The sequence below is a fragment of the Sphingobacterium sp. Lzh-3 genome (genome assembly GCF_046764375.1).
In the GTDB taxonomy this organism is placed as follows: Bacteria; Bacteroidota; Bacteroidia; order Sphingobacteriales; family Sphingobacteriaceae; genus Sphingobacterium.
In genome coordinates, this window is the sequence record NZ_CP177226.1 from 1,607,840 (window position 1) to 1,632,547 (window position 24,708).

Genomic DNA, 24,708 nt, shown 5'->3' on the forward strand with positions numbered 1-24,708 from the left:
TATTATTTATTCCATCTATCCTTATCTTTCCATTCGCATTTCTATAATTTCAAACAAGAGATACTATATAAGGATAGTTTTAGATAACATTTATTAAATATCATTTTTTGTCATAGGGCCTTGCCTTTTTTATCCTAATTTACAAGATTTCTTAAAAACCTAGATATTGTTCTAACTTTAGTATCTCCCCAAGGCATTAACCGTTTCTTAGGATAACTGACATATAGAAACCGTTTTGCTCTTGTGAAAGCAACGTAAGTGTTGTTTTTTTCTTGCTGTAACTCTTCGCCCCCCTTGTTAACGGATCGGTAATCCGGAAATGTGCCATCGTCAACCCCAATTAAGAATACAATTTCACTTTCTTGTCCCTTCATTGTGTGAACTGTGCTTAAACAAATCCCAATTTCTTTGTTTGTAGAAATATTCATCAATCCCAAGGCTAAAGCAGATTTAAAGCCTTCAAGTGTTGGTTTGAGGTTTTGCTTTTTGTATTGAGTTAGTTGATTGGAAAAATCCACTAATTCATCAATTGTCCTTTTCTTCTCATCATCTTCCAAGTTAGCTTCTTGAAATATATTTCTCAATTCGCCAATTTTCAGATGAATATTGTCCATTACGATTGAGTCGAGAATATTTTTAATGTTTGACGCTATTGGAAAATTGGAAGACTTTAACTCCTCGATATTATTTACATCTCTAACTTTTAAAATGTCTTCCAAACGCTTTTGGTGCAATTTGTCCAACGGATTAATTTTAATTCTAAAAAACAAGTCGAATATCTTCATAGCGTTAGAACTAAATTTAATACCAGTATTACTAGACTTATAATAAAACGGGAGGCCCTCGTTAGTTAATAGTTCTTCAATATGTTTGAATACAAACTTATTCCTACCAAGTATTGAAATTTTGTCAACATCAATATTTCCCTCAATATCTCGATGTGATTTAAGATCAAGAAGCTCGTTTATTTTTGTGAGTACAAATTTAGCTTCATCATGCTCAGAGGAAGCTTGATATATCTCAAACACTCCTGGTATAACATAATTGACAGCTTCAATTTTAAGATTCATAAGAATGTTCGATGCCTCAATTACCGACTTGGAACATCTATAATTCTCATCTAGTACAATCTTAATCGCTTGAAATTCATTAACGAAATCCTTCTGCATGAATGAAGATGAAGAACCGTTAAAGCCGTAAATTGACTGATTAGGATCTCCAACCATCATTATGTTTTTTATCATGTTACCACATAAAGATTTTAGGAGAAAGTATTGCAACTTATTAAGATCCTGACATTCATCGATACAAATATGAGAGTAGGATTTCCTGTAAAGATTTGCGACTGACTCATTGTTCGTAAATAATTCATACACCAACCTAATTATATCGTCAAAATCAATTGCATTGTTTGATTTCAAAATGTCTTGATAAGTTTCATACAAATATTGATATTCATTATTTTCTGAGTTTTCCGCCAACTCCTCCGCAGATAATATTTCTCGTTTTACAGTTGAAATAAACTGGAGGGCGTTATACGTATATTCATTCTTTTTTTTAGGGTCTAAATCATTATAAATTGAGTCAAAATAGGGAACAGATTTTATTGCCTGTTTTATTAATTCAATACGATCTGCGTCATCTTCAAAAATGTGTGGCATTTTTGAATAACCTAAAAGTTTAAATCTTAACTCAAGGATTGATTGACAGAAATTATGAAAAGTACCTACAAACACATTTTTCTTTATTATGTCACTTGTGCCTAGTCTCTCCCTGATTTCAGCAGCAGCCTGATTTGTAAAGGTTATAGCTAATATTTTTCCGTAAGATGAATCAGAAAGACGTTTGATTCTTTCTGTCAATACCCTGGTTTTTCCACTACCAGCACTAGCTAAAATAAGAAATGCACCTTCATTCAATTCGACGATTTCCTGTTGTTTTGGCGATAAATTAATCTGAAGCATCTATATTAGAATTTAAAATTACATTAACTCTCTCGAAAAGATCAGCAATTTTTGTCGGTAAAGATTTCTCTGAATTATATATTAATTCTGATAATGAGTCCGGATATTTAGTCTTATTTTGAGACAGTAAATCATTTAAAGCTCTTAAGTATCCCTCATCTCCATCATAGTCTCTCAACTCTTCTTGAAAAATATTTTGACTACATGTTTCACATATATCTTCCGTTTTTACTCGGCCTTTTGAAGTCCCATTTCTGTTAGCAATAAGTTCTTCTAGGTCTTCGATATCAAGGATTTTTTTTAAGCAATTTTCAATTTCTTCAACGAATCCATTATTAGTTAAATATGATTCAAAATCATTTTCGTCATCAAAGTGAATTATATTAGATGGCAAAATAATATCATTAATATTAGCTCCTGAGCCAGATAATTTTTTATAATCTTTTTTTAACTTTTTTATTATGTTAGCTTCACCGTCACTTAAAATAAACCATTTTAAATTGTGTTTCTCGGCAAAGTGGATAAATGGAAAATAATTCCCTCCACCATCAATGCCAACAATATCAATACCTAGTTCAATTGTACTTTTTCTAAAGTGTTTTTTTATCAAAAGGGGAAGAGTCTGTTCTTCAGTTTCACCTTCGCATAATATTACTACTTTTGAAAAGTAAAGCTCTCCGCGAGTATTAATTACTTGACGATAAATCTTTCTTATTTCTTCTGAGGTCAATTCCGCTTCATCTATTTTACCAATTTTCGTAATGGTCGCAGATTTTATTACACTCCTAACCTCTTTCAATTTGGCACTTCCTGCAATATAAGCAGAATGAGTTGAAATTATTTTCTGACCAACTATGTCATTAATCTGTGAGTATAACTTCTTCTGAGCATTTGGATGCAAATGAGACTCAGGCTCCTCAATTGCGATAATTGGATAATATGCTACTTCGTTGTCATCTGCTAATTTTTTGTTTTGCAGAATAAATGCTTTTAAAATTAAAAGTGAAGACCAACTACGAGTTCCCATCCCATGATATTCCATTGAAAACTGAGAGTAATTTATCTTAACTCCTTTGTTTAAATCTCTGATTTTCTTCGTGAATGGAGCTATATCCACAGTATTTTGAGGATTATCCATCGCTGTGTCCAATTCTGTTAATGTTGTGTGAAGGTTTGTTAGAACTTCACTTCGTTCGATGGTCTCTTTATTGAGGTCTCTAATGAGAGTTTCAATCAAATTTTTATCGTCATTATTGTATGTAATTGAAGACAAAATCTTACCTAGGAAAGACGTTTTATTTTTTAAATCATCGAGAATGTCTCGGTTTGCATCTAAATAAAAAAAAGGAATTTCATCGAAATAAAAACTCAATTCATTGGGATATTCTTTCATATACCAATATTCGTCTGCCTCATCGCAAAATGGTACCCATTCATCAATAATACACTGCTTTTTCTTGTAGGTTTTCCTAATCAGATTTTCTTCAATTACCGTTCTAAAAGCAAGAAACTGGTAACCATTTTCGTCAATTCCAATTCTGTCTGTTGTGAAAACAGTAGCCCATTTATCTTCAAATTCTGCAATATGTTCCCCATCATCATTGTTACTTATGAATAATACGTCAACTATAATTTTGTTTCTGATCACTGCATCAGAGAAATGGAAATCATCATCAGTAATCTGCAATGTATTTGATAAAGCTAATTGCAAAGACTTTAATAGAGTTGTTTTTCCCGCATTATTTGTTCCTACAAGCACCGTTGTTGGCTCAAAGTCAATCTCAATATTGTCCAATCCTCGAAACCCGTGCACCCTCAACTGTTTTAATTGTATTGCCATATAGCTTCTATTTAGCCTAATTTTTTATTACAAAGTCAATGAAAAATTATATTTACTCTTTTGTCAATTTCATTAAATGGAGTTGTTATTAACTGTATACTGGGGTTTCAAGTAGTGTTTTTTCATTACTTAGTGTTTTTCTAATTATTTTCCCTTCAACTTCCTAACCTCATCCGCCAAATCAGCAACTACCTTCGTTAAATCCAGAATCGCTTGTGTCTTAACCTCATCGTCCTGAACGAGTTTCTCTAAAAGTGCCTCCAATTTATTGTCAGATTCATAAGTAATTTTAGGGAAGTGATTAAGACTGTTTTGCTTAGATGAATCTTGGTTATGTTGTATATAATAAATAGCCTTTTCTTCATTGAAGGCACGAATAAATTCGACAGTTACCCCTAAAGCGTCAGCCAACTCCTTTAAGGCTGGTTCTGAAATAGTCCAGGAGTTTTCAAACTCAGAAATGCGTCGTTGGTCAAATTTGCTTTCGCATTTTTGTCCTAAAGCCTCCTGTTTTATACCCATGATTTCACGAATTCTCTTTAGATTTTTTCCTTCGTGTATTTTCTCTTCTTGAAATGCAACGCCCATTTTTTATAGATTTTAATAAGTTCGGTAATTTACCGGTATTTTACCATTTTGCTCTAAATAATTGGTTCCTTACCTTTGATATAAAGATACGATTATTTGTCGATAAAATGAGCTTTATACATAGTCTAAAGGCACTTTTAAAGTGAATTATTTGTCTTTAGTAGATTAAAACAATACATTTGCACCATCTTAGGTGGCTGCACTTATGAGTCTTGTCTGTGAAACGTGAGAAATTTCAAATGGAGCAAGGCGATAAGTGGATCAAAACGCCCGTCAGCAATGGCGCGGCGTCCGCTTACTCGTTCCATCGGCTTCTCACGGCCGCACAGACGGTAGGTTGGATGTCGCGCCATTGCCATTTCTGATACCTGCTAAGGGACTCGTTTTTATAAACAAACGAGTTATGAACAAAAAACAACAATCAAAAAGCATCATCACTGCCCCCGAGTAGCTCGGCTGGTGTGGCCAAATTAGATTTGGCTTCTCTTTGCCATGGACCGCGTAACGCCAATATTATACACCTGTGTGACCCCTCATTCAAACGCGCTCTGGCTCCCAGAATGAATTAATTATTACTAATGTGAACTGAGTAACATCAGGCTCCCAATAAAAAGCTGATTTCGATCGGAGAGGGGATGCTATGTACTTTCGGTTAAAGATTACAGACTGAAAAATGAAAAGGATTTTAGCGATGCAATTTGCTTTTGATTGGTTTATTTATGAAGTCCATAAGGTTGATTACAGCCCTATAAACGAGATTGAAGCATTTTGGAATCACTATGCACTAGAGACTGTATCTGCTAATATACTCCAGCTTTTGAGCACATATCTTGATGGTGGCTTAGGAGAAAATAGGCTTCTAAAAGATGAGGAAATGCAAGAATTTGCAACCGCATTGTATCGGGTGTTGATCGCCTACAATGTCGCCAATTATCGCAATATAGACCTACGTAAAATGCAGCTGTCAGCAGAAGCTGAAGAGCGCATCGGAAAAGAGCTAGAATTGAGCAAGAAAGTCGCTGAGTTTTTCAGTAGGTTATCGAAATAACCTCCAACAAACTAAATAATGAATATCCTGAAATTTTTAGCCTTTTTAAGGGGCTATATAACCTATATATTTCAAGTACCTGTGAAGCACTACTTAAGCACAGATATAGTACTAATTACGCAAAATTTGCGTAAGAAAATTAGACAAGGAAAAACGTACTTCAAAGGTACTTCGATCCTGCTAAAAAAGCGCTGTGAGATTAGCGCTCAAAATCTTCTAGAAAAAGCAGATTCTTCGGGCAGCCTTCGGCTTTTTTTTGAGTGTCCTTCGACACTGCGTCGTACCAGCGTCGCCTCATCTTCGGGAACGCCTCGACTGTTGTTCGACTGCGCTTCGGGTAGGAGTCGAAGCGTACTCGAAGCCCTGCCGAAGCCCAGCCGAAAGGGTGCCAAGCCTGTCTCGAACATGTCCCGAAGAAGTCTCGAAGCTGAGTCGAAGGCCAGCCGAAGAGGGGGAAAGGCATCACCTTCTTCGGACTTTTGCCTGACCAACTTCGCCCCAACTTCTGCCTTTCATGCAGTCGGCCTTGAGTTTTCATCGGGATCTCATCGGGCCACACCGATCAAAACGCGATGCGGACTCGATGAAAATCCGATGAAATGTAAAAATTCGACAGGAATTGCTCAAAAGATGGTCGAAGATTTTCAGCAGGTGGGAGATGCTAGATTGACTTATGGAGTAGAATCTGAACGATCTGTTTTAAGGTTCTTTAAGTCGATCTGTAAGGCTTTGGTGTTTCAAGCCAATACTTTGCTTGGATTACTAGGTCCAGTTGTTCAGCGGGCTTTAAAATACTTTTTATTCGTTGCAGATTATAAGCGTGCCTATCTTATGATTTTGACATGCTTGTTTTTATGTTTAGTTTCTATGTTTAGTTTACCAGCTCAGACGCCCCGCAAGGACAGCGGGGCCGATGGGCTATCCAGTCTCGCTGCGCTAAAACCGGGCGATAAGATCCCGGATGCGGTATGGAACCAGCCGCTTGAACTCAATTATTTCAATGGGAAAAAGAAAACAATCAAATTCGCTGATCTGAAAGGGAAGCTGATCCTGCTGGATTTTTGGTCCACTGGCTGCCCAAGCTGCATTGAAGGAATTCCCAAAATGGAATGGATACAGCAGCGTTTTACGGGTAACATACAGATCATAATGGTCAATAGTAAGCGGAATAAAGATACAGCAAAACGGATAAAGACAAGATTTGAGAAATTTAAAGCTGATTTTAATTTTACGCCTTCTCTACCCACAGTATTAGATGATACCATATTTACCGCATTGTTTGCGCATAATACCCTACCTGCATTGGCGGTAGTTGATACATATGGTGTCTTTATTGCCATGACCAGCTCGCATTCTTTGACGGACAAAAATATTCAGGCTTTGTTGGATGGAAATGCCGTGTTAAAGAACGAAGGCAATTATAAAAACCTCACTCGAAGTGCTGCTGAACCGCTATTGGATACTGTGGGGGTGCATTACATTTCTGCATTTGGGGGATATAGAAACCATTATTTGCCTGTTTACCCGAATCTGAATCATAAGAATGGGACAACGTTCCTTCAAATGGGCAATCAGAGTCTACAGTTTATGCTCTTTCAAGCCTATGGGCAGGCGCTCAAAGGATTCCGACAAAATGATCTGGTCATAGATGCTCGTCTCGGCAGACAGTTCAAAGAAAAGTTGTTGAATGTAAATAGCACCCAAAATAAGTATTGGTATCAGTTTTACACCGATGACTCGGTATCCCGCCCACAATTTGCGGATATTTTTTGTCGAGAATTTCAGAACTATTTTAAAATTGCTGTCGCGCGTAAAAGCGACAGCATCGAACTGTATAAAATACGATTCTCCGATAAGATCAAAACCATTCTTACCAGTGGAAAGGCTTCAATTGCACGGTTTCAAGGGATAGGTGAAGAGGCTTTCTATCAGAATATCCCTATCGGTCTGTTTCTGCAGAATCTCTTTTATGCTTTTGATCTTCCGACTGAACTAAAGGAGAAGGAAAATTTTAATATCGATATCACCATACCTGCTGGCTTTGTCCGGTGGACAGAACAAGAAAAGTTAACTTTTCTGAACGAAAGAGGGATAGTGTTTAGTGCTGTGAAAGAATACAGAAGTTATCCTTTAGTTTATCCAATCTACTAGTCCGAAGTAATGAAAGTAGGATTATTAACGCTGCTATGCAGCGTAAGCATCTTGCTGGGCAAGGCTCAGCAGATGCAACGGATGGAGGTTAAAGGACGCGTACTAAATAGTACGGATAGATCTCCTGTGCCAAATGCCAATATTCGCGTGATGAATAAACAGCAGGTAACGCGTACTGATGGCAAGGGGCAGTTTGCTTTAATTGGTGTTGTCGATAGGGACTCGTTGGCAGTCAGTTCGGTGGGATATCACAGCCGCACCGTGGCCGGAGGTTATTTTAGAGATAATGCAGTGATATTGCTTCAAAAGGAAGAAAACTATTTGCAGGAGGTACAGGTAAATACCGGCTATCAGACGCTTCGGGCAAACGAAGTCACGGGGGCTATAAATGTAATTTCCCGAAAAATGTTGGATCAGCAGGTAGGGACCAATATCCTGCAGCGTCTTAACAATGTCGATCCCGCTATTCGCTTTGACAATCAGCCGATCAAAAATGCTATGCAGCAGAAGCTAAATGTTTCTGTTCGGGGACTAAGTACCATTAACGGTAATCTCGATCCTTTAATTGTGCTGGACGGGTTTATCTATGAGGGTGATATTACCAACATAGACCCTGCGATGATTGAGTCGGCTACAGTTTTAAAAGATGCCGCGGCGAGTGCAATATGGGGAGCCCGGGCGGGAAACGGTGTAATTGTACTGACCACCAAGAAGGGTATGATAGGGACAAATACCCGCAATAAAATTACGTTTGGAAGTACGATGATCTTTAAAGATCGCCCAAATCTGTCGCAGCTGTATCAGGTTCCGAATGCTGATTTTATAGCTATTGAAAAGATGCTGTTCGATGGAGGACATTATGATGTTTTTCTACAATCATTTCCTTATGTAGCAATGACCCCCGTAATTGATATTTTGGACCGTACAAAAAATGGAAAGATTTCGTCATTGGATTCCGCAGAGGCAATCAATAACCTCTTGGCGCAGGACGGTTTGAAGAATTATTCAGACGCTTTTTATAGATCACCGATGTCGATGCAGTATAACTTGCATATCGCCGGTGGCAATGCAAAAAACAGTTATGGGCTAGGATTAGGCTACACGAAAACAACAACTGAATTAGATAGCCGAAATAGAAAATGGAATCTGCTATTTTCAAATAGTTATCGTCCGATTGCAAACTTGCAGGTAGATCTGAATGTGAACTATACCGATCATAGGGATCAATCGGGGAGACCTGATTATTCCAGCCTGAGCTATGGTAGCAAATCGGTTCCCTATATGCAGTTCTTTGATAATGACGGTAAGGAAATATCGTTTGACGGGGATTTTAGAAGGTCGTATCTCGACCAGAATTTTGGTGCTAATTATTTAGACTGGTCTTACTATCCGCTATCGGAATATAACTATTCGAAGACTACCAAAAACTTGACTGAGCTCTTTGCATCGGCCGGTATATCTTATCAGATCTTGCCCTACCTCAAGTTAACCGCTTCAGGACAATATCAAAAGCAGGCTTCCAAGAGTGACTTTTTAAGTGAAATGGAAAGTTATAGTGCTCGACTGTTGATCAATAAATTTACACAGGTGGATCCGGTTACTGGAAAAGTAAGCTATCCGGTGCCGCGTGCGGGAATTAATAAAATTGGTGAAAGTGAGGGGCAGTCGTACACTGTGCGTAGTCAGCTCAATTTAGATAAACGATTGAGTGCGCATCACTTAATCGGCATCTTTGGTGCTGAGATGCGGCAGAATACACAGAGCGGAACAGCCTATACTGTGTATGGATACAACAGCATCCCCCTGACGTCGCAGGCTGTAGACTTTATAAACCTTTACCGCACCAGTCCCGATGCACTATTACAGACAATAGGGGGAAGTCCGGATTTCACAAAAACGGTCAATAGGTTTGTTTCGACATACATCAATTTTTCTGATATATGGAAGGAGAAATATGCCATTTCTTTCAGTTTTAGGCAGGATGGAGCCAATATATTTGGAGCCAATACAAATGATAAATGGTCACCCCTATGGTCTGTGGGTGGTTTTTGGGATCTCGGCAAAGAGCAGTTTATGGAGCTGCCTTGGTTGGATAATCTCAAGCTCAGAGCTACATTTGGTTACAGTGGTAACGTTGATCTGACCAGGACGCCCGAACCCATTGCAAATATTGAGACCGCCCGTTATACGAATTATCCCATGTTGAATATCCGAAACCTAAATGATCCTTCGCTCCGATGGGAGAAGGTCGGAACTTTCAATCTAGGGCTGGATTATGCTTTATTTAAAAACCGGATATCGGGCAGTGTTGACTATTATGTAAAAAATGGGAAAGACCTGTATGGTACCACAGATTATGATTATACAACCTGGGGAGCACAGGCAACAGTGGTCAAAAATGTCGGCGCCATGTGTGGTCATGGACTCGACCTCGCTTTGAATAGTATCAATACAATCAATAGCCTTAAATGGAGTACGAGTCTGGTATTAAGCCTGAATAAAAACAAAACGACCGCATATTATAGAAGCGTGAACCAAGGGCTCGGCAATTTTCTCGGCAATGGGAATGGCATCACGCCGATAGTAGGAAGACCTTTAAATGCAATAGCGGCTTATCGATGGGCTGGACTGAATGAACAGGGGCAGCCGCAGGGATACCTGAACGGTGAAGTCAGTACAGAATATCTCAAGATCAGAAATGCGTCCCTACAGAGCGCTTCGGATTCAGAAAGTATTGTCTTTATCGGCTCTTCCAAACCTCAGCTGTTTGGCAATCTCATCAATACCTTTGCGTGGAAAGCATTTTCGATGTCTTTTAACATGAGCTTTAAAGCTGATTATTATTTTCAAAAGCCGTCCACGTCTTACTACTCACTCTTCGAGCAGGGCGTGGCTTATCCCGATTTTGAAAATCGCTGGATGAAGCCTGGCGATGAAAAGCAGACCAGCATGCCTAAAATGGAATATCCGATAAATGATAATCTCAGTACATTTTATACCCAATCGGAAATTCATGTACTCAAAGGAGACCATATCCGCTTGGAATATATTAATGCCGCCTGGGAACATAGGCTACCCGGTAAGAACGAAATGAAATTTAGGCTGTATGGGAATATTGCTAACCTAGGTGTAATCTGGAGGACCAATAGGAAACATATTGATCCTGAATTTGCCTATCGTCTAACACCACCAAAAACATTTTCATTGGGAATTCAAATAGATTATTAAGAGATGAAAACAATAATTATAAGTATAACCCTGGGCTTTGCTACACTAATTTTCGGGGCTTGTGATAAATATTTAGATGTACAATCCAATAATAAATTGGTTGTACCCAAAGAACTGGATGACTTACAGAAACTTCTGGACAATGTACGTGTAATGAACAATAATTTTTGTTCACGTGGTGAAAAGGCCTGTGACGATTATTTTATTCCTGAGAGCAATTACAAAGCATTGAATGATGTGGAGAAGCTGGATTATATCTGGGAGGACTCCCAATATAATTTTTCCAACGATTGGTCGAGCATGTACAATGTTGTATATATAGCTAATCTCGTACTGGAGCGTCTTGATAAAATTGATAGAAATGAACAGAATGCTGCAAAATGGGACGGTATTAAAGGCGCTGCCCTATTTTTTCGTGCCAATAGTTATCTCAGTTTGTTATGGACCTATGCCAAGGCCTATGAGCAGAATACCGCTGAGACGGATCTAGGTATTGTTCTTCGGGAAACATCGGATTTTAATGTGAAATCCGTACGGGCCTCCGTGGATGATAGCTATAGAAAGGTGATCACAGATCTAGAAGCTTCGATTTCACTTTTGCCATTGGAATCGGATCATGTGGTACAGCCAAGTAAGCCAGCTGTATATGGGGTTTTGGCAAGAGCTTACCTTTCGATGCGTCAATATGATCTGGCATTAAAATATGTTGAGCTGTATTTGCAAGGGCGAAACGAGCTACTTGATTATAATAACAGCAATGAAGTGAAGTTGACGGCCTCTTTTCCCTTTAGTTTATTCAATAAAGAGACTACATTTTATATGGAACTGAAGGCAACGATATTGAGTAATGCGTATTCAAATATCGATTCTGCACTCTATCGCTCTTATGATTCCAATGACCTGCGGAAGCAAGCGTATTTTAAAGTGTTAAATAATGTAATCAATTTTAAAGGGCAGTATTCAGGAAGTACGCTTTTATTTGGCGGCGTGGCTACAGATGAAATATACCTGATCCGGGCGGAGTGTCTGGCGCGAGCGGGCGAGTTGATAGAAGCGCAAGCAGATCTTAATAAACTTTTGGCGACGCGATATAAAGCAGGAACCTATAAACCTTATCTTTTGACGGAGGCGGGGGAGGTGCTGAAAGTGATATTAAGCGAAAGACGGAAAGAGCTGGTCTATCGAGGGCTGAGGTGGATAGATATCAAACGATTAAATCTGGAAGGGCAGGAGATTGTTTTAAAAAGAGTAGTCGATGGGAAAGAATATAGGCTTGTGCCCAACGAAAACCGGTATGCATTACCTCTGCCGGCAGATATTGTGAGGATAGCAGGAATTCCTCAAAATCCACGTTAATTTACGATAATAGCGGCCCTGTATAGGGCCGCTATTAAATTAATGCAAGTCGAATCTCTAATTTCGATTAATCGGATTAAACTGCATAGGGTTAGACCCCGGCTCCAGCGATGGAATGTATCCAGAGCTGGTAGATGTCGCTTCGATCGCTATTTTGCTCGAGTCGAAAGATGTTCCAGAACTGTTAAGGTCTGTTGGATCAACCTGAACTGCACAAGCGAGCTCATCTTGGTTATTACAACTTTTGCCATTAGGAGATGTGCTCCATTGCGACAAATCTTCTACCTGTGTGGGATCTGTTGGAGTCCCATGAAAATAAACAGTTACAGGAGCTAAACTTTTTCCTGTATAAGCTTCAGCACCTTTAAATGCTGAGAATCCGATAATCATGGCTCCGCCTAATATCATGTAGCCATAATTGTTTAAAAATTTGGTTAGCATAATGCTACCCTCCTTTCTGTATTGCAAGCCAATAATTGATGAGTAAAGTTGTTGGCCTGCAAACTTTTGGTAAATAATTGTTGTCGGTAAGGTTCTGTGTACCGATCGTATCTGTATGCCAGGCTGCCTACTATAGGCCTACTGACGCTGTCATATACTGGAGCATGGTCTATGCTGTCTGGCATATACCAGATTTCATGTGTTGGTTTAATTGCTGCGTTTTTATAGTTTACAATTCCTGTTGCTAGAATAACCGTGAGAAAGAGGCCGACAGAAGTCTTGTTGCTTAAATTGCTTTGCTCGTGTAGCAAAACCTTACGGTTGAGTACTAATCCTGCTAGCGATAGACCAAGAATAACGAGATTAAAGATCAGATGCGCTGTCCAGGAGATATGACTGAGAAAGCTGGTACACATACACGGTTTCTTGTCATATACATCCAGGACGCCAAGGGCAATATAAATCGAAAATAAGGTGATCATGATAGTCGATGCTATCCAGCCCCAATGCTGTAGGCGGCGTGCAGGCAATCCAAGCAAAGCTCCGATGCTAATTTCCAGCAGCGGAAGCAGCCAAAAAAGTATTGGCGCAAGGATGCTAATGACCGGTTGTTGCTGCAGTGCAATATGAAATGCACTGAGCTGCCAGAGTTTTTCAATACCCACATAAACCCAAAAGAGGATCATCACCGCCCGAAGGACTTTATAAATCGTTGTATTGGTTTTGCTCGCTTCCATAGTTTTAATTATTTGTACAGCGTCACTTATTATTTTCTCCGCTGTTTTTTTCTTTCCAAAAACAGGGCGCCATACCTGTGCGCCCTGCTCGGGTACAGCGGCCTGCTACAGCGTCAACTTCTACCTTTCGTACGCTTCAAAACAAAGATAGATCGGATTTTAGCCGACTGCAGGGGTAGTAGATGGGGCATATTGAGCCAGCGAATACCCTTCTAAATAGCTGTATGAATGGGGGCGGGGAATTAGAGACGAAATAACTGCTATGGGCATGGCGGAGCAAAATAGCCGACAGAAATGATTTTAAACAAGATTTAAAACCTGATCAATTCTTTTAGCGCAGGGGTAACGTGGGAATACCCCTGCTTTTTAAAATTTGGATGTATTTTTATCCATTTAATTCGGGGAATTTTTCGTGCAATTCATTCAGCATCGTTTTCAATACTTTGCGTAGATGGACAGCAGCGGGAAATTCGCTGCCTCTATCCATCTTTGTGAGGCTGTGTATCGAAAGCAGTATGCCTTCCTTGGTTTTAACGAGTTTTGAAAATTCTTCCGCAGCTTCCTTTTTCTCGGACGAGCGCATGACTTTGGCCTTCACACATAAATGTAGCCAGAGTTTGAGCTCCTTGCCATTCAGATTGCTATGGATAAACCGATAGGGAACAGCACTGGATGACTTATCATCTGCCGTTTCCATTTCAATATACTGGCACATCAGCATGAGCAGCGTGCTGCGGTTGGGATCATAGGCAAAGCCCGGGATGGCGGAAAAATGCTGCGGATACCGCAATAGATTGTCGGTAGCGGCCGGGTCAGCTTCGTAGAACTCCTTCCAGCGATTTAAAAAGCCGATATGGTTAAAATTAAAATTGATCATCAAGATCAAAAAGCGGGAAGGCCAGTTTTTATGCTGACGCTCGTCCTGAGCCAGTTGCCTGAGTGCATCAATCAGCTGAACAAGGTAGTGCTGATGATGATATTGCAGGTAGGGTATTTTGCCCCGCTGGAAAAGGCTCTCAATGGCGGAATGCACTTCATCCAGATAAGCTTGGGGAATCTGTTTAAGCCTTAACCTCTCTAAGCTGTCTTCGAGGTGAAGATCTATATATTGCCTGATGCGTTTTTCATGATGCTGCGGTAGCGGTGTCAGAGGATTGATATCTTTCTTAAATAAAAATTCTACACTTTCCAGTAGTTCCTCCACCCGATGAAGCGCATTGAGTTCCTCAGAAATGGACCGATCGCAGCAGGTGTATAATACTTCATGCAGGCGAAGTAACTGCGTATGGTAGAGCTGTATGCCGCGGATCGCCTGATCGGCATGGGTATATTGCCGATGGAGGGCCAGGGCGTCGTTCAAATGTTCGGTACAGGCAGAAGCAATGGCTTCCAGTTGTTTGGTTCGGCTGGAAGGGCTGATATGGGCAAAGGTCTCTATTAAAAGCATCAGGGGATATAAGCTTGTGATCATTTGTACCTCCTTTTCATTTCTTTGTGATACCATGGCCAGCCATATACACCCGGATGCAGCGTCATGTTCAGCTTGCCGCCCTCTTTTGCCTGCTCAAAAGTCTTTGGATGTACCTCGACCGGAAATTGGTATTTCTCATCTTCATACGTAAATGACACCAATAATTCATGTATGTCGCAGCAGACTGGGCATTTCTGTACCACTTCGGCCTGAATATAGACTGCTTTGGGGCTATCGACATGTTTGCAATTGTTCATAATAAGGTTCATCCGGATATACCAGGTACAGGCAAGGAGCATCAGTGGAAATTGGAGGGCGTACAGCGTAATCAGGTTGGCACGTTTAAAGAAAATTAAATGGGCTACCGCACAGCTGCCAAGAGCGATAGGGAAGGCATGTTTAAATGCTGGCTTCAGCGGCTGCGAGCTGAGCAGCAGTTCATAGGGTAAGCGGTCATACACCGCTATACTGCAGATCTGAATACAAATAAAAAATAGAGCAAAAAGCTGGAGCACCACATGGTGGCTACGGATTTCCAAAAAAGGAATCAGCAGGACTAGGACACCGATACTATAAACCTTTAGGTAAAATGCCGACGCTAAAAAGGATCCATATACAGTCACCACGATCGCGATAAAAATCAGGATGTGATTTCGGCTGATCCGTCTGAAAAAATGCATGGGAGGTCTCATACGCAGGGCTGTTAAATCAATGATTTGATATCAAATTAAAATTACCTATAACGCATGCTATTTGGTTTGAATATTATCTTTATTTCAATAAGCGTATGTTTTTCGCATCGAACTCCCTTTTTCTGTAACGAAGCATTCATTTTATACAATAAAGAACGTGTTTATTAGCTAAAAAGGTGTGTTTCTGCGTATTTGGCAGGACACAAAAGGGTGGTTTATCGATCTGATGGTACTGTTTAAAAGAATTAATGGCTAAATTTAGTATATAGAAATTTTTTTAATAGGAGATTTTTGGAAAGCATTAGCCTCGCCTGCATTTATCTATCGATCAGTTCAAGGTTAATCGTTGAAATTAACAGTACATTATGGAAAGTAACCAACAGGTCAAGTATGCTAAAGATACGGAGATGCACGTATATTATCCAGATTTCATCTGGGTGTGGATCGCTTCGTTTCTTTTTGGCGGCATCTGTTGGTATATCGGTGCGGTAACAGCGCTGTCAGGTTGGTTTGATAGCAGACCACTGATTGTAAGTTATCTATTTAATGTAATTATCGCGGCATTGACACTCTTTTATATAAGATGGGGGATCAAGCTGTTGGACAAAAAGAAAAGCTGGCTGCTGCACATGGGCGATCGGCTGGGCACACAGTTCTTTTTCTGTGTACTGCTGCCAACCGTAGCCCTATTTGGTATCCTCAAGCCTGTTGCAGCACCTAAAAGTGAATGGATATGGCTGCCTTTATTGGTGATTTTTGTCTGTATACTGCTTTTTAATATGCTCTATATCACCTTTTTTTATTGGAGTATTTATCGGAAAAGGGAACGGTACCTGATCCGCTTGGAACGTACTTTACAAAGGCAGAATAGCATAGCTGTCAATGCGGATGCGCAAATTGAAGCACAAACTTTTGATTTGTATGATACTATAGATCCGGCATCGGCTGATGAGACCATCAAGGAAACAGATGCTGTGGAGGAAATCGATCTGACGCTGCTCAAATCGATAAATCCGGCACTGGAGGAGTTTGTGATCAACAACAAATACCTCACAAAAAAGATTATGTACACGGAGCTGGGGATATTTCTATTTGAGAAGACCAATAATACGCCTATCGTTAAGCTATACCTAAAAGAAGATATGGAAGATAGCAAAGGCTGTGAACAGCGTAGCCTGAACGAAATTGTGCGCGATACCCAGGGCTTTGTGCAGAAAATTGACCGGCATCACGCGATTCCATTGGACATGATCAAGGCCTGCTATCAAATAAAGGGCGGGCGGCTTCGGATCATTTTGCATGTACCGTTTGGTGCTATCGACAGTTTTGTGGTTTCGTCGACCATTTCCCGCAGGATAAAAGACTGGGTCATGCTGCAGGTACCTATTGAAAAAGAGAATACAATAAATAATAACCTTTAACAGATCGATTATGGAAAGCATGAAAAGCAATACTTGGAAATGCCGGGCCACTGGAAAGGTGGCATTTCCGTCCCGGATAGAGGCACAGTATGCGATGTTCTGTTTTAAATTACGTTCGCGTGTCAAAAATGTCACCAATGGTAAACGCATCAAACACCGGATGGGAAAACCGGCTTGCCGCAGAGCCTACTATTGCAGGCTCTGTAAAGGATACCATATCACCAAATGGAAAAGGGATGATTTTGAGCGTTATAAAAAAACGGTCATGACCTGGCATGTTTCGTCAAGCATAAGCGATTATTATTTGACAATCCTATAATTTACCCCAACCGTAATTCCCAAAGCCTGCACGCGATCATAATTTCTTCCCGATTGGAAAGGGATGAGGGAGTACATTTTGTAATTAGGCGACAGCAAGACAGCAAACTGTTGGGATAATGGAACCTTTGCGCCTAGTCCAATATGGAAACCTATGCCATGCTGCTTGTCTACATAACTATTTGCGTTCTGCTGGAAGTGTAACATCGGTCCCGCATTTGCGTAGAGATATTTCAAAAATTTTACCCTGGCATCTAAAGGGAATTCCCAAATAGAAAGTTCCGAGGAATATTGCATCCGCTCCACCGATGGATCGACTATTGCCGATGTTGTCGTGATGTTCTGATGGGAATAGCCCACACCTGCACCAAAAGACCATGTTTCATTATAGTGATAGCCTACGCGGAGCAATCCAGCGATATAATTCTTACTGTCGTCGCTACCGGCTCCCATAAGGCTTTTCCGAGGTCCAATAGTACTCTCAGCTAGGGGAGTAATAGAAAGTTCGATGTCATAACTGCCACTATTGTTTTGCTGCGCATAGAGGCCGGTTGCTAATAAAGTTAAAACGGAAAGAAATATCCTGGAAAGTAATTTGTTAAGCATATTGAATGTATGATGATAGATTTTATAATTGTTTTCTCTTTTTAATTGGCGCTAATTCTCACTAGAAATCTAACTGATAACGTGTAAAGCTTCCTTTTTCTGAATTAACAGTGGCGGCCTTGTCGAATTGTAAGGGGTTCGGTCCATTATAGCCTTGCCATTTTAATACAGATTCCATATCGGCAGGAATCGTTATCCTAACGATGGTATCCAAATCATGAGGGACAGGAGCGATAGAAAAACCAGTATTGGATTTCTCTGGACCATAGCTAACCGAAAGCATCTTCAAATCGAGCTTCTTGACATTTTTGAGATGCAACTCCATTTCACCCCTTTTAAAAAGCATTATTCGTTCATCGGTTGGCGTATCATATTTGAGCTCGTCCAAGTCATAATAAGCTACGCTTTGATAGGAATCTGGATGGTATGCATTAAGATAATAACCATTCTTTTTGACGCCAACTATAAAAAAGCCTTCTCGGGATAGGTATTTGCTGGCATCAAATCGAAAACTATATTTGCCTTTGGTATCTGTCTTTGTTTTCCCCAAACTTATAGATGGTTTAAGGAACGAACTGTAATATTGGAAAGAAATCCCTATTTCTACATCAGATAATAATTTGTTCGCAGGAGTATCCACAACAACTCCCGATAGTACAATACAATTCTGCGCACAGGTTGTGCCATCGCGCTCATCTTTTTCGCACCCAAATAGAAAGAATGGTAGGATAAAGAGCAACCATTGCCCTTTATTTACTTTTTGAAATATGTTCAGCATAATAATATAGAATAGGTCAGTAAGACGTATTAAAGGAAAATCAATAAAACTGCGCATTTCGTTAAAATAGGTCTTTTCATAATTTATTTTGATACTATACTATTGCCAACGGAAATAATATGCGTAATGCTACAAATTTAATAAATATAAGTTAATAGCTAACCCCGGATACTAAAAGCTGCAATTTGGTTACAAGTGATTGGGCATTTGCGAGAATAATGGCTCCCGATTGACCAATACATGATAAGCGATTGGAAAATTTATTGGAGCAGTGTAAAAGTTTTCCGCTTGTGTCACCTAGAAATCGAAAAATGAAATGATTGCTGGCCAGCTAAGGAATATTCTTTGAATTTTAATAAATTAGTAGGATGAGATATTTAATAGTCCTATTGTTAGGCTGGTTCACTTGTTATTCGGTCGCTGCACAAAACCAAGCGAAGGGAAATAGTGCCGGTAAAGATGAAAAGACCTATATATTGGTCGCTAATAAGATCAATACCGATTTTAATTACAAGTTACTGGATGATTTTGAGCAGTCTTTTTCAGCTTTGATCAAAGAAAACAACAGCCGCGAATTAGTATTTAATCCCATAAATGGCAAGTACCATTATTATAAGTTTATCGCCACCTATAAAGCAAGGGGTATCTCACCAGATAGCGATATGGCCAAGCCGGAGCAAACCTTCCACAATATCTTGATCATCAAAACAGATGACCAGCAAAAGATCGTAGATGGCTATCATTTTGTGCTGGAATGGAGCGAAAAGCCATTATCCTATCCATTATTTAGGATGAAAGCTGCCGATTTGCCCCTAAAAGAAGGCCTATCATTAAAGCAGCTGAACCTCAAAAGGGTGACCGATAATACGGATTTTGATAGCGATGGTAAGATCAAACTGTCGAGCTGGTAACGTTAAAAAAGAAGTTAAGAATATCTTTAGAACGATCTTATGGAACTGGATAGCCTTTATATTAGTATTCGAATAGAAAAATCGAGATTGAATGAGTTTTTTGCTTCTAAACCAATTTCCCCGAACAAAGATGATAATTGGTCGCAGTGGTGGGAGAGCCGGCAGATGTACAGCAAAACAACTTTGGAAATTATTCCTAGTTATTCACAGGCGCGCATTCGTGAAGTCTTCGATAATCTGCTCAAGGATCGATTTTATGGTGCAAAGGAGTATTACGATGAGGAAAAGCAACACTGGACATTCGCCGTACTGAACTTTAGTGAAAACTATCTTGAAATATTGCCGATGCTGGCTCTTTTAAAACAACTGGAGGGCTTTGTTTTGGAGGGGTATGCCCTGATTTTTGACTGGATGTGGGGTGGTGATACGGTGATGGCCTATGTTGACTTTACCGCGGGAAGTGCCTTGCTCGAAACGGTTACGGAATCTTATGCGGTCGAACTCAAACGATTTGAAGAAGCTAATCAAGGCTTACAAGCGCTGGCTGAAGAGCTGGGGGCTGGCTAACAGCTAGTAGTGGCTGCATTCATGTGCAAATTATAACCAACTATCACCTTATTTTAACCTCTTTTAGTTAAGCTTTGTAATACTAAACTGGCTATTGTATATTTAATGTCATATTGACATTTATTTAAATCTAAATTGTTATGAAGCCAGTTCAATTTAAAGTTCCTGCCCCTCAGGATAAATCTATCTATATTCAAGAAGATGTACTGGATAAATTCTATCCGTATATGCATCGTCATGAGGAATATCAATTAATCTGGATTAAAGAAGGTATCGGCCAGCTACTCGTGGACGATAATGTACATGAGTTTCAGCCCGGCGACATTTTTCTATTGGGAACAAACCAGGCCCATGTGTTTAAAAGTTTCATCGCAGGAGTATCTGTGCGGTCTGTCTCACTATTTTTTAGCCCGAAAGGAGCACTGTCTACCATGGCCACCATGCCCGAACTTCGTAATCTGCTTGATTTTGTGCATAAATGCCAGCGGGGATTTAAGGTTCCGCCGAAACATCAGGGACAGGTATGCTATTATATTGAAATCCTGCAAAAGTCCGACTTTCTGGATCAGCTCGTCAATTTCTTTTATCTGTTAAAATCACTCAGCAAAGTATTCGCCGAATTGGAGCCGCTTTCTGGTGTTCAACTGGCCAAAAGGGAAATCTCCAAACCTTTCAGAATCGAAAAATTATGTAAATTTTTGGAAGAGCACTTTAAAGTGGATATCAGTTTGGATGAAATAGCCGAAAAGGCAAACCTTACGCCGCATGCCTTTTGCCGCTATTTTAAGAATTGCACCGGAAAAACTTTTGTCGCCTATTTAAATGAACTGCGTATCCGTGAAGCCTGTAAATTATTGGGTTTGGGTAGGCACGACTCGATCTCTTTAATCGCCTATGATGCCGGCTTTAATAGCATCACCAATTTCAACCGTGTGTTTCGAAGTATATTGGGGATATCGCCCAAAATATATGTGCGCAACTACCGAAATTATCTATACGATTAACAAACTTTTTAATCACTTTAGGCTATTTGATCCCATCTGGCAGAAGGTCGCTCAATTTCCTGCGCGATTTCGGCTCTGATTCAATTCCGTCTAACCATAACGGGGAAAATATTCCCGATAGGATTGGACGGAATTGCTGTTTTATGCACTATGCTGCAATCCTACAGCTCGCCAATAGGCCTCTTTTTCTTTTGTTAAAATGCTAGAATGAGTGGGTAAGATCTGACCGAAAACCGCTACTCCGAAGTACTAATTTTGTTACAGAAAGAAGAACTAATCAATTTTTTAACATGCTGTTACAGCCTTTTTTGCAAAAGGAATTCATTTATCCCAGGGATAGATGTGTCATTGACAGTATGCTAAACTGAACACCTGCTTAACGAAATTATGACTATGTATGAAAATCTTCCAAAAAAATGCTTAACGGGTATTTTTATGTTGCTGCTGTTGGTCTGTCAACAGCTATATGCGCAACAACAGAGAACGGTCACGGGGATCGTTAAAGACGAAAAAGGCATACCTTTGTCTGATCTGAGTATTTTAGAGAAAGGCATCCGCAATGCCACCAAAACAGATGCGGATGGAAAATTCAGCCTACCGCTTAAATCGGCAAATCCGACCTTGATTTTTAGTTACGTCGGTTATGTACGGCAGGAGAAACAGCTGCGTGCCGGCGAAAATACACTTCAGATAACGATGAAGGAAGATGGAACGGGGCTTGATGAGGTGGTCGTAATGGGCTATCAGGATGTGCAGCGGCGGAAGACGACAGGAGCTATTGCTACCGTAAAGGGGAAAGATTTTGAAAATACACCCTATGCAACCTTCGATGCCATGCTGCAGGGACGCGTGGCTGGTCTGACGGTGTTGAGTACTTCGGGCGAACCCGGTACCAATAACATTGTCAACATCCGTGGAACGAGCAACCTGGGGCTAGCAGACAACCAACTGCAGGCGCCCTTATATGTGATCGACAATATTATTTACGACGTGAGTGATATCCGGTCGGCTTACGGTAATGCAAGTCCTCTGCAGGCCATTAATCCCAACGACATCGAATCGGTTGATATCCTGAAAGATGCTTCGGCATCGGCTATTTATGGTGCCCGTGCTGCAAATGGGGTCATTATCATCAAAACCAAACGTCCGGCGCAGGGTAAACCCGAAATACGGATCTCGGCTTACAACGGAGTTTCCAGCCGTCCGGCAATGAAGCCCATCACCGTTGGTGCAGCCGAGCGCAGGCTGAAAATGAACTTGCTCTATCAGGGTGGATCGTACGACTGGTTCAATAATGGATCCATTAGCCCCATGTTAACAGATAGTTTAAATCCGGCCTTTAACAACAATACCGATTGGCAGGGGCTTTTTCTGCAGTCGGCCAACATCAACAATGTCAATGTGAGTATCGGTGCCACCATGGAGAAATTTTTATACCGTTTCTCGGCACAGCGTTATTATGAGCAGGGCGTAATGATGGGCTTTGAAAATGAAAACCTAACGCCGCGCCTGATGTTACAGGCTAACCCGACGGACAATTTCCAATTTGAAACAAATTTGTTCGCAGGTTTTACTAAAGCGAAACATGGTTCGGGTGACGATACAAAATATCCCTTTAGCACCTGGGGATTTCCTTCTTCTTTCTATCAGCTTACGGATGTAGACCAGCAGATCTATACGGGGCGCTACGATGGTTTGATGGATCGCGATAACTCCTTCAGCCTGAATGGAAACTTCGCGGGGACACTGAAGAAATTTCTGATCAATGGGCTGACCCTGCGCTCGCAGTTTTCGTTTAATGTCAATAATAATACACGCGATCTTTTTCGCCCCAAACTGCTTACGGGCTATAGAAACTTTGCACAGAATTGGGTGAACCAAAATAAGCGCTGGGAATGGGAAACCTATTTTAACTACATCAAGAGCATTCGCAATACCCATAATTTTAGTGCCGTTTTGGGTACTGGTATTGAACGCAATACGTCCAATGAAAATTATATGTATGGCTACAACGACAATGGAAATTATGTGAAAACCGTAACCGGTATCCCTTCCGGGCCTGATCTCTATGCAACGACTTCCATCAATGAGCGCTCGCGCGTATCGGTATTCGGTCGTTTTGGCTATGATTATAAGGACAAATACCTGCTTTCTGCAAGCTATAGGATGGACGCATCGTCGCGATACAGCAAGGATAACCGCTGGGGTATTTTCCCATCCATATCTGCAGGCTGGGTGCTTTCGGAAGAACCGTTTTTCCAGGGAGTCAAAAACGCGATATCCTTTTTCAAAATAAGGGGTAGCTATGGTATTACGGGTCGTGATCCGGGCTCGTACTATGCGCGCTACACAGGACTGACTTTTGACGCATCTTATCCAGGGGCGGTGCTGGAAAATGGCATTGCTGGTTCGGTACTCTCGTATAACGGTAAGCCGACAGTATCTCCTAATTATGCGGCGGCGGCAACATCACCGACGATCCGATGGGAGCGTTCACCGCAGTTTAATGCCGGGTTCGATATGAACCTGCTGCACGACCGGGTTACGGTAACTGCTGATTTTTATGTGCGCGACTCCAAAGAGTTGGTATACGATCTGACGATGCCCGCTACTTCGGGATACAGCACGGTCTCCAACAATTTTATCAGTGTGAGAAACAGTGGTGTGGAAATGACGATTATCTCCCGAAATATGGCCCCTGGATCTGCTTTCCAGTGGACTACAAATTTCAATATGGCTTATAATAAAAATTATGTGACCAGCCTGCCTGACGGTGGAAAGGAAATACAAGTGGGACCACCCTGGATGCAACGCGCCCTGAATGTAGGCCAGCCTATTTTTCCATTCAAAGTATGGGATGTGGATGGCGTATATGCGACCAATGCTGACGTGCCTGTCGATCCATTGACGGGAAGAAGAATAGCGCACTTTAATCGATCGGTCCTTTATCAGGCTGGCGATCCGCGCAGAAGGGATGTCAATGGGGATTATGTGATCGACTATAACGATAAAATTGATATGGGAAATCCAAATCCCGACTTCGTGGGCGGTTTTATCAACCAATTTTCTTACAAGAATTTTAGCCTATCCACACTCGTGAGCTTTGTTTTCGGACGCTCTTTGTGGAATGGTTACCTGTCGGATAAATTACAGGATGCCGGTTCATCTGCCCTTTATTCGACCTGGGGTACCAATTCGGCTATTGCAGGCGATTTTAAACCCAGCGACTTCTGGATGAAAGACGGCGATCAGACCAAATACCCTACTTTGTTTCGCAATACGGTAGACAATTGGCACATCGCTAATAGTACTTTCGTGGAAAATGCCAGTTTTGTACGCCTGAAAAATATTCAGCTGAGCTACACATTCCCGCAGGCCATGATTAAGAAACTTAAGTTGAAAATGCTCCGCATTTATGGGGTCGTGGATAATGTGGCTGTTAAGTCCTGGTCTTCTGTGCCGGACCCTGAAGCAGTGGAAGCCAATGGTTATTCAACGGGCAACGGATATCCGATCCCGAAGAAATGGACAATAGGCTTGGATGTTACCTTTTAATCATGTCAGTTCCATCGGATAACGGTGGCTTA

The 24,708-nt window shown here is 40.8% G+C and carries 19 protein-coding genes; 10 read left to right on the forward strand and 9 right to left on the reverse strand.

The genetic code is table 11. From position 1 onward, the window contains the following. Positions 1-134 precede the first annotated feature (134 nt). The 3 genes from ACLCDV_RS06540 to ACLCDV_RS06550 form a co-directional block, all read right to left on the reverse strand. Complete coding sequence (locus ACLCDV_RS06540) at positions 135-1,964, reverse strand: ATP-dependent helicase (protein ID WP_075991515.1); 1,830 nt, start codon at positions 1,962-1,964, stop codon at positions 135-137. Continuing rightward, the gene (locus ACLCDV_RS06545) at positions 1,951-3,804 is read right to left on the reverse strand and encodes an AAA family ATPase (protein WP_411973196.1); all 1,854 of its coding nucleotides are present in this window, start codon (positions 3,802-3,804) and stop codon (positions 1,951-1,953) included. Before ACLCDV_RS06545 ends, ACLCDV_RS06540 begins: the two co-directional genes overlap by 14 nt. A gap of 144 nt (positions 3,805-3,948) precedes the next feature. Continuing rightward, the gene (locus ACLCDV_RS06550) at positions 3,949-4,392 is read right to left on the reverse strand and encodes a helix-turn-helix domain-containing protein (protein WP_075991517.1); all 444 of its coding nucleotides are present in this window, start codon (positions 4,390-4,392) and stop codon (positions 3,949-3,951) included. A 673-nt stretch (positions 4,393-5,065) separates the two neighbouring features. Between ACLCDV_RS06550 and ACLCDV_RS06555 the strand changes: the two genes are divergently transcribed. The 4 genes from ACLCDV_RS06555 to ACLCDV_RS06570 all read left to right on the forward strand — a co-directional run bounded on the left by ACLCDV_RS06555 (position 5,066) and on the right by ACLCDV_RS06570 (position 12,175). Further along, positions 5,066-5,440, forward strand: coding sequence for a hypothetical protein (locus ACLCDV_RS06555; RefSeq protein WP_157625954.1), 375 nt, complete (start codon positions 5,066-5,068; stop codon positions 5,438-5,440). A gap of 126 nt (positions 5,441-5,566) precedes the next feature. Next, the gene (locus tag ACLCDV_RS06560; protein WP_411973197.1) at positions 5,567-7,591 is read left to right on the forward strand and encodes a TlpA family protein disulfide reductase; all 2,025 of its coding nucleotides are present in this window, start codon (positions 5,567-5,569) and stop codon (positions 7,589-7,591) included. Positions 7,592-7,600: 9 nt separating this feature from the next. Further along, a complete protein-coding gene (locus ACLCDV_RS06565) occupies positions 7,601-10,819 on the forward strand; it encodes a SusC/RagA family TonB-linked outer membrane protein (protein WP_411973198.1) in 3,219 nt (1,072 codons plus the stop codon). Between the two features lie 3 nt (positions 10,820-10,822). Continuing rightward, entirely contained in the window at positions 10,823-12,175 is a 1,353-nt protein-coding gene (locus tag ACLCDV_RS06570; RefSeq protein ID WP_411973199.1) for a RagB/SusD family nutrient uptake outer membrane protein, read from the forward strand. A gap of 57 nt (positions 12,176-12,232) precedes the next feature. On the opposite strand, the gene ACLCDV_RS06575 is transcribed toward ACLCDV_RS06570, so the two are convergent. From ACLCDV_RS06575 to ACLCDV_RS06590, 4 genes are all read right to left on the reverse strand, one after another. Beyond that, positions 12,233-12,616, reverse strand: a complete 384-nt coding sequence (locus ACLCDV_RS06575) for a hypothetical protein (protein WP_182982556.1) — start codon at positions 12,614-12,616, stop codon at positions 12,233-12,235. Then, positions 12,610-13,353, reverse strand: a complete 744-nt coding sequence (locus ACLCDV_RS06580; protein ID WP_248933232.1) for a MauE/DoxX family redox-associated membrane protein — start codon at positions 13,351-13,353, stop codon at positions 12,610-12,612. Before ACLCDV_RS06580 ends, ACLCDV_RS06575 begins: the two co-directional genes overlap by 7 nt. 385 nt (positions 13,354-13,738) lie before the next feature. Beyond that, positions 13,739-14,824, reverse strand: coding sequence for a hypothetical protein (locus ACLCDV_RS06585; RefSeq protein ID WP_075991524.1), 1,086 nt, complete (start codon positions 14,822-14,824; stop codon positions 13,739-13,741). Beyond that, positions 14,821-15,516 carry a hypothetical protein gene (locus ACLCDV_RS06590; RefSeq protein WP_157625956.1) on the reverse strand — a complete coding sequence of 232 codons (696 nt, stop codon included), beginning with the start codon at positions 15,514-15,516 and terminating at the stop codon, positions 14,821-14,823. Before ACLCDV_RS06590 ends, ACLCDV_RS06585 begins: the two co-directional genes overlap by 4 nt. 365 nt (positions 15,517-15,881) lie before the next feature. Here ACLCDV_RS06590 and ACLCDV_RS06595 point away from each other — a divergent pair, with 365 nt between their 5' ends. Both ACLCDV_RS06595 and ACLCDV_RS06600 read left to right on the forward strand, forming a co-directional pair. Beyond that, positions 15,882-16,937 (forward strand): hypothetical protein, encoded by a 1,056-nt coding sequence (locus ACLCDV_RS06595; protein WP_075991526.1) that lies wholly within the window; start codon positions 15,882-15,884, stop codon positions 16,935-16,937. A gap of 10 nt (positions 16,938-16,947) precedes the next feature. Further along, positions 16,948-17,256 (forward strand): hypothetical protein, encoded by a 309-nt coding sequence (locus ACLCDV_RS06600; protein ID WP_248933233.1) that lies wholly within the window; start codon positions 16,948-16,950, stop codon positions 17,254-17,256. On the opposite strand, the gene ACLCDV_RS06605 is transcribed toward ACLCDV_RS06600, so the two are convergent. Both ACLCDV_RS06605 and ACLCDV_RS06610 read right to left on the reverse strand, forming a co-directional pair. Continuing rightward, positions 17,238-17,861, reverse strand: a complete 624-nt coding sequence (locus tag ACLCDV_RS06605; RefSeq protein WP_411973200.1) for an outer membrane beta-barrel protein — start codon at positions 17,859-17,861, stop codon at positions 17,238-17,240. The genes ACLCDV_RS06600 and ACLCDV_RS06605 overlap by 19 nt on opposite strands. A gap of 61 nt (positions 17,862-17,922) precedes the next feature. Continuing rightward, positions 17,923-18,639, reverse strand: a complete 717-nt coding sequence (locus ACLCDV_RS06610; protein ID WP_157625958.1) for a hypothetical protein — start codon at positions 18,637-18,639, stop codon at positions 17,923-17,925. 368 nt (positions 18,640-19,007) lie between these two features. On the opposite strand from ACLCDV_RS06610, the gene ACLCDV_RS06615 reads away from it, so the two are divergent. The 4 genes from ACLCDV_RS06615 to ACLCDV_RS06630 all read left to right on the forward strand — a co-directional run bounded on the left by ACLCDV_RS06615 (position 19,008) and on the right by ACLCDV_RS06630 (position 24,676). Next, a complete protein-coding gene (locus tag ACLCDV_RS06615; RefSeq protein WP_248933235.1) occupies positions 19,008-19,550 on the forward strand; it encodes a hypothetical protein in 543 nt (180 codons plus the stop codon). A 39-nt stretch (positions 19,551-19,589) separates the two neighbouring features. Further along, the gene (locus tag ACLCDV_RS06620) at positions 19,590-20,117 is read left to right on the forward strand and encodes a hypothetical protein (protein ID WP_411973201.1); all 528 of its coding nucleotides are present in this window, start codon (positions 19,590-19,592) and stop codon (positions 20,115-20,117) included. Between the two features lie 140 nt (positions 20,118-20,257). Continuing rightward, positions 20,258-21,121: an AraC family transcriptional regulator gene (locus ACLCDV_RS06625; protein ID WP_411973202.1), complete on the forward strand. Its 864-nt coding sequence runs from the start codon at positions 20,258-20,260 to the stop codon at positions 21,119-21,121. 393 nt (positions 21,122-21,514) lie between these two features. Continuing rightward, positions 21,515-24,676 (forward strand): SusC/RagA family TonB-linked outer membrane protein, encoded by a 3,162-nt coding sequence (locus ACLCDV_RS06630; RefSeq protein ID WP_411973203.1) that lies wholly within the window; start codon positions 21,515-21,517, stop codon positions 24,674-24,676. The last annotated feature ends 32 nt before the right edge of the window (positions 24,677-24,708 follow it).

Bases quoted from the DNA above. Each gene is read 5' to 3' on its own strand.
- ACLCDV_RS06580 (WP_248933232.1), bottom strand. From the start codon at position 13,353: ATGGAAGCGAGCAAAACCAATACAACGATTTATAAAGTCCTTCGGGCG.
- ACLCDV_RS06615 (WP_248933235.1), top strand. From the start codon at position 19,008: ATGAGATATTTAATAGTCCTATTGTTAGGCTGGTTCACTTGTTATTCG.
- ACLCDV_RS06630 (WP_411973203.1), top strand. From the start codon at position 21,515: ATGTATGAAAATCTTCCAAAAAAATGCTTAACGGGTATTTTTATGTTG.
- ACLCDV_RS06540 (WP_075991515.1), bottom strand. From the start codon at position 1,964: ATGCTTCAGATTAATTTATCGCCAAAACAACAGGAAATCGTCGAATTG.
- ACLCDV_RS06585 (WP_075991524.1), bottom strand. From the start codon at position 14,824: ATGATCACAAGCTTATATCCCCTGATGCTTTTAATAGAGACCTTTGCC.
- ACLCDV_RS06570 (WP_411973199.1), top strand. From the start codon at position 10,823: ATGAAAACAATAATTATAAGTATAACCCTGGGCTTTGCTACACTAATT.
- ACLCDV_RS06565 (WP_411973198.1), top strand. From the start codon at position 7,601: ATGAAAGTAGGATTATTAACGCTGCTATGCAGCGTAAGCATCTTGCTG.
- ACLCDV_RS06545 (WP_411973196.1), bottom strand. From the start codon at position 3,804: ATGGCAATACAATTAAAACAGTTGAGGGTGCACGGGTTTCGAGGATTG.
- ACLCDV_RS06595 (WP_075991526.1), top strand. From the start codon at position 15,882: ATGGAAAGTAACCAACAGGTCAAGTATGCTAAAGATACGGAGATGCAC.
- ACLCDV_RS06590 (WP_157625956.1), bottom strand. From the start codon at position 15,516: ATGAGACCTCCCATGCATTTTTTCAGACGGATCAGCCGAAATCACATC.
- ACLCDV_RS06600 (WP_248933233.1), top strand. From the start codon at position 16,948: ATGGAAAGCATGAAAAGCAATACTTGGAAATGCCGGGCCACTGGAAAG.
- ACLCDV_RS06625 (WP_411973202.1), top strand. From the start codon at position 20,258: ATGAAGCCAGTTCAATTTAAAGTTCCTGCCCCTCAGGATAAATCTATC.
- ACLCDV_RS06605 (WP_411973200.1), bottom strand. From the start codon at position 17,861: ATGCTTAACAAATTACTTTCCAGGATATTTCTTTCCGTTTTAACTTTA.
- ACLCDV_RS06620 (WP_411973201.1), top strand. From the start codon at position 19,590: ATGGAACTGGATAGCCTTTATATTAGTATTCGAATAGAAAAATCGAGA.
- ACLCDV_RS06610 (WP_157625958.1), bottom strand. From the start codon at position 18,639: ATGCTGAACATATTTCAAAAAGTAAATAAAGGGCAATGGTTGCTCTTT.
- ACLCDV_RS06575 (WP_182982556.1), bottom strand. From the start codon at position 12,616: ATGCTAACCAAATTTTTAAACAATTATGGCTACATGATATTAGGCGGA.
- ACLCDV_RS06555 (WP_157625954.1), top strand. From the start codon at position 5,066: ATGAAAAGGATTTTAGCGATGCAATTTGCTTTTGATTGGTTTATTTAT.
- ACLCDV_RS06550 (WP_075991517.1), bottom strand. From the start codon at position 4,392: ATGGGCGTTGCATTTCAAGAAGAGAAAATACACGAAGGAAAAAATCTA.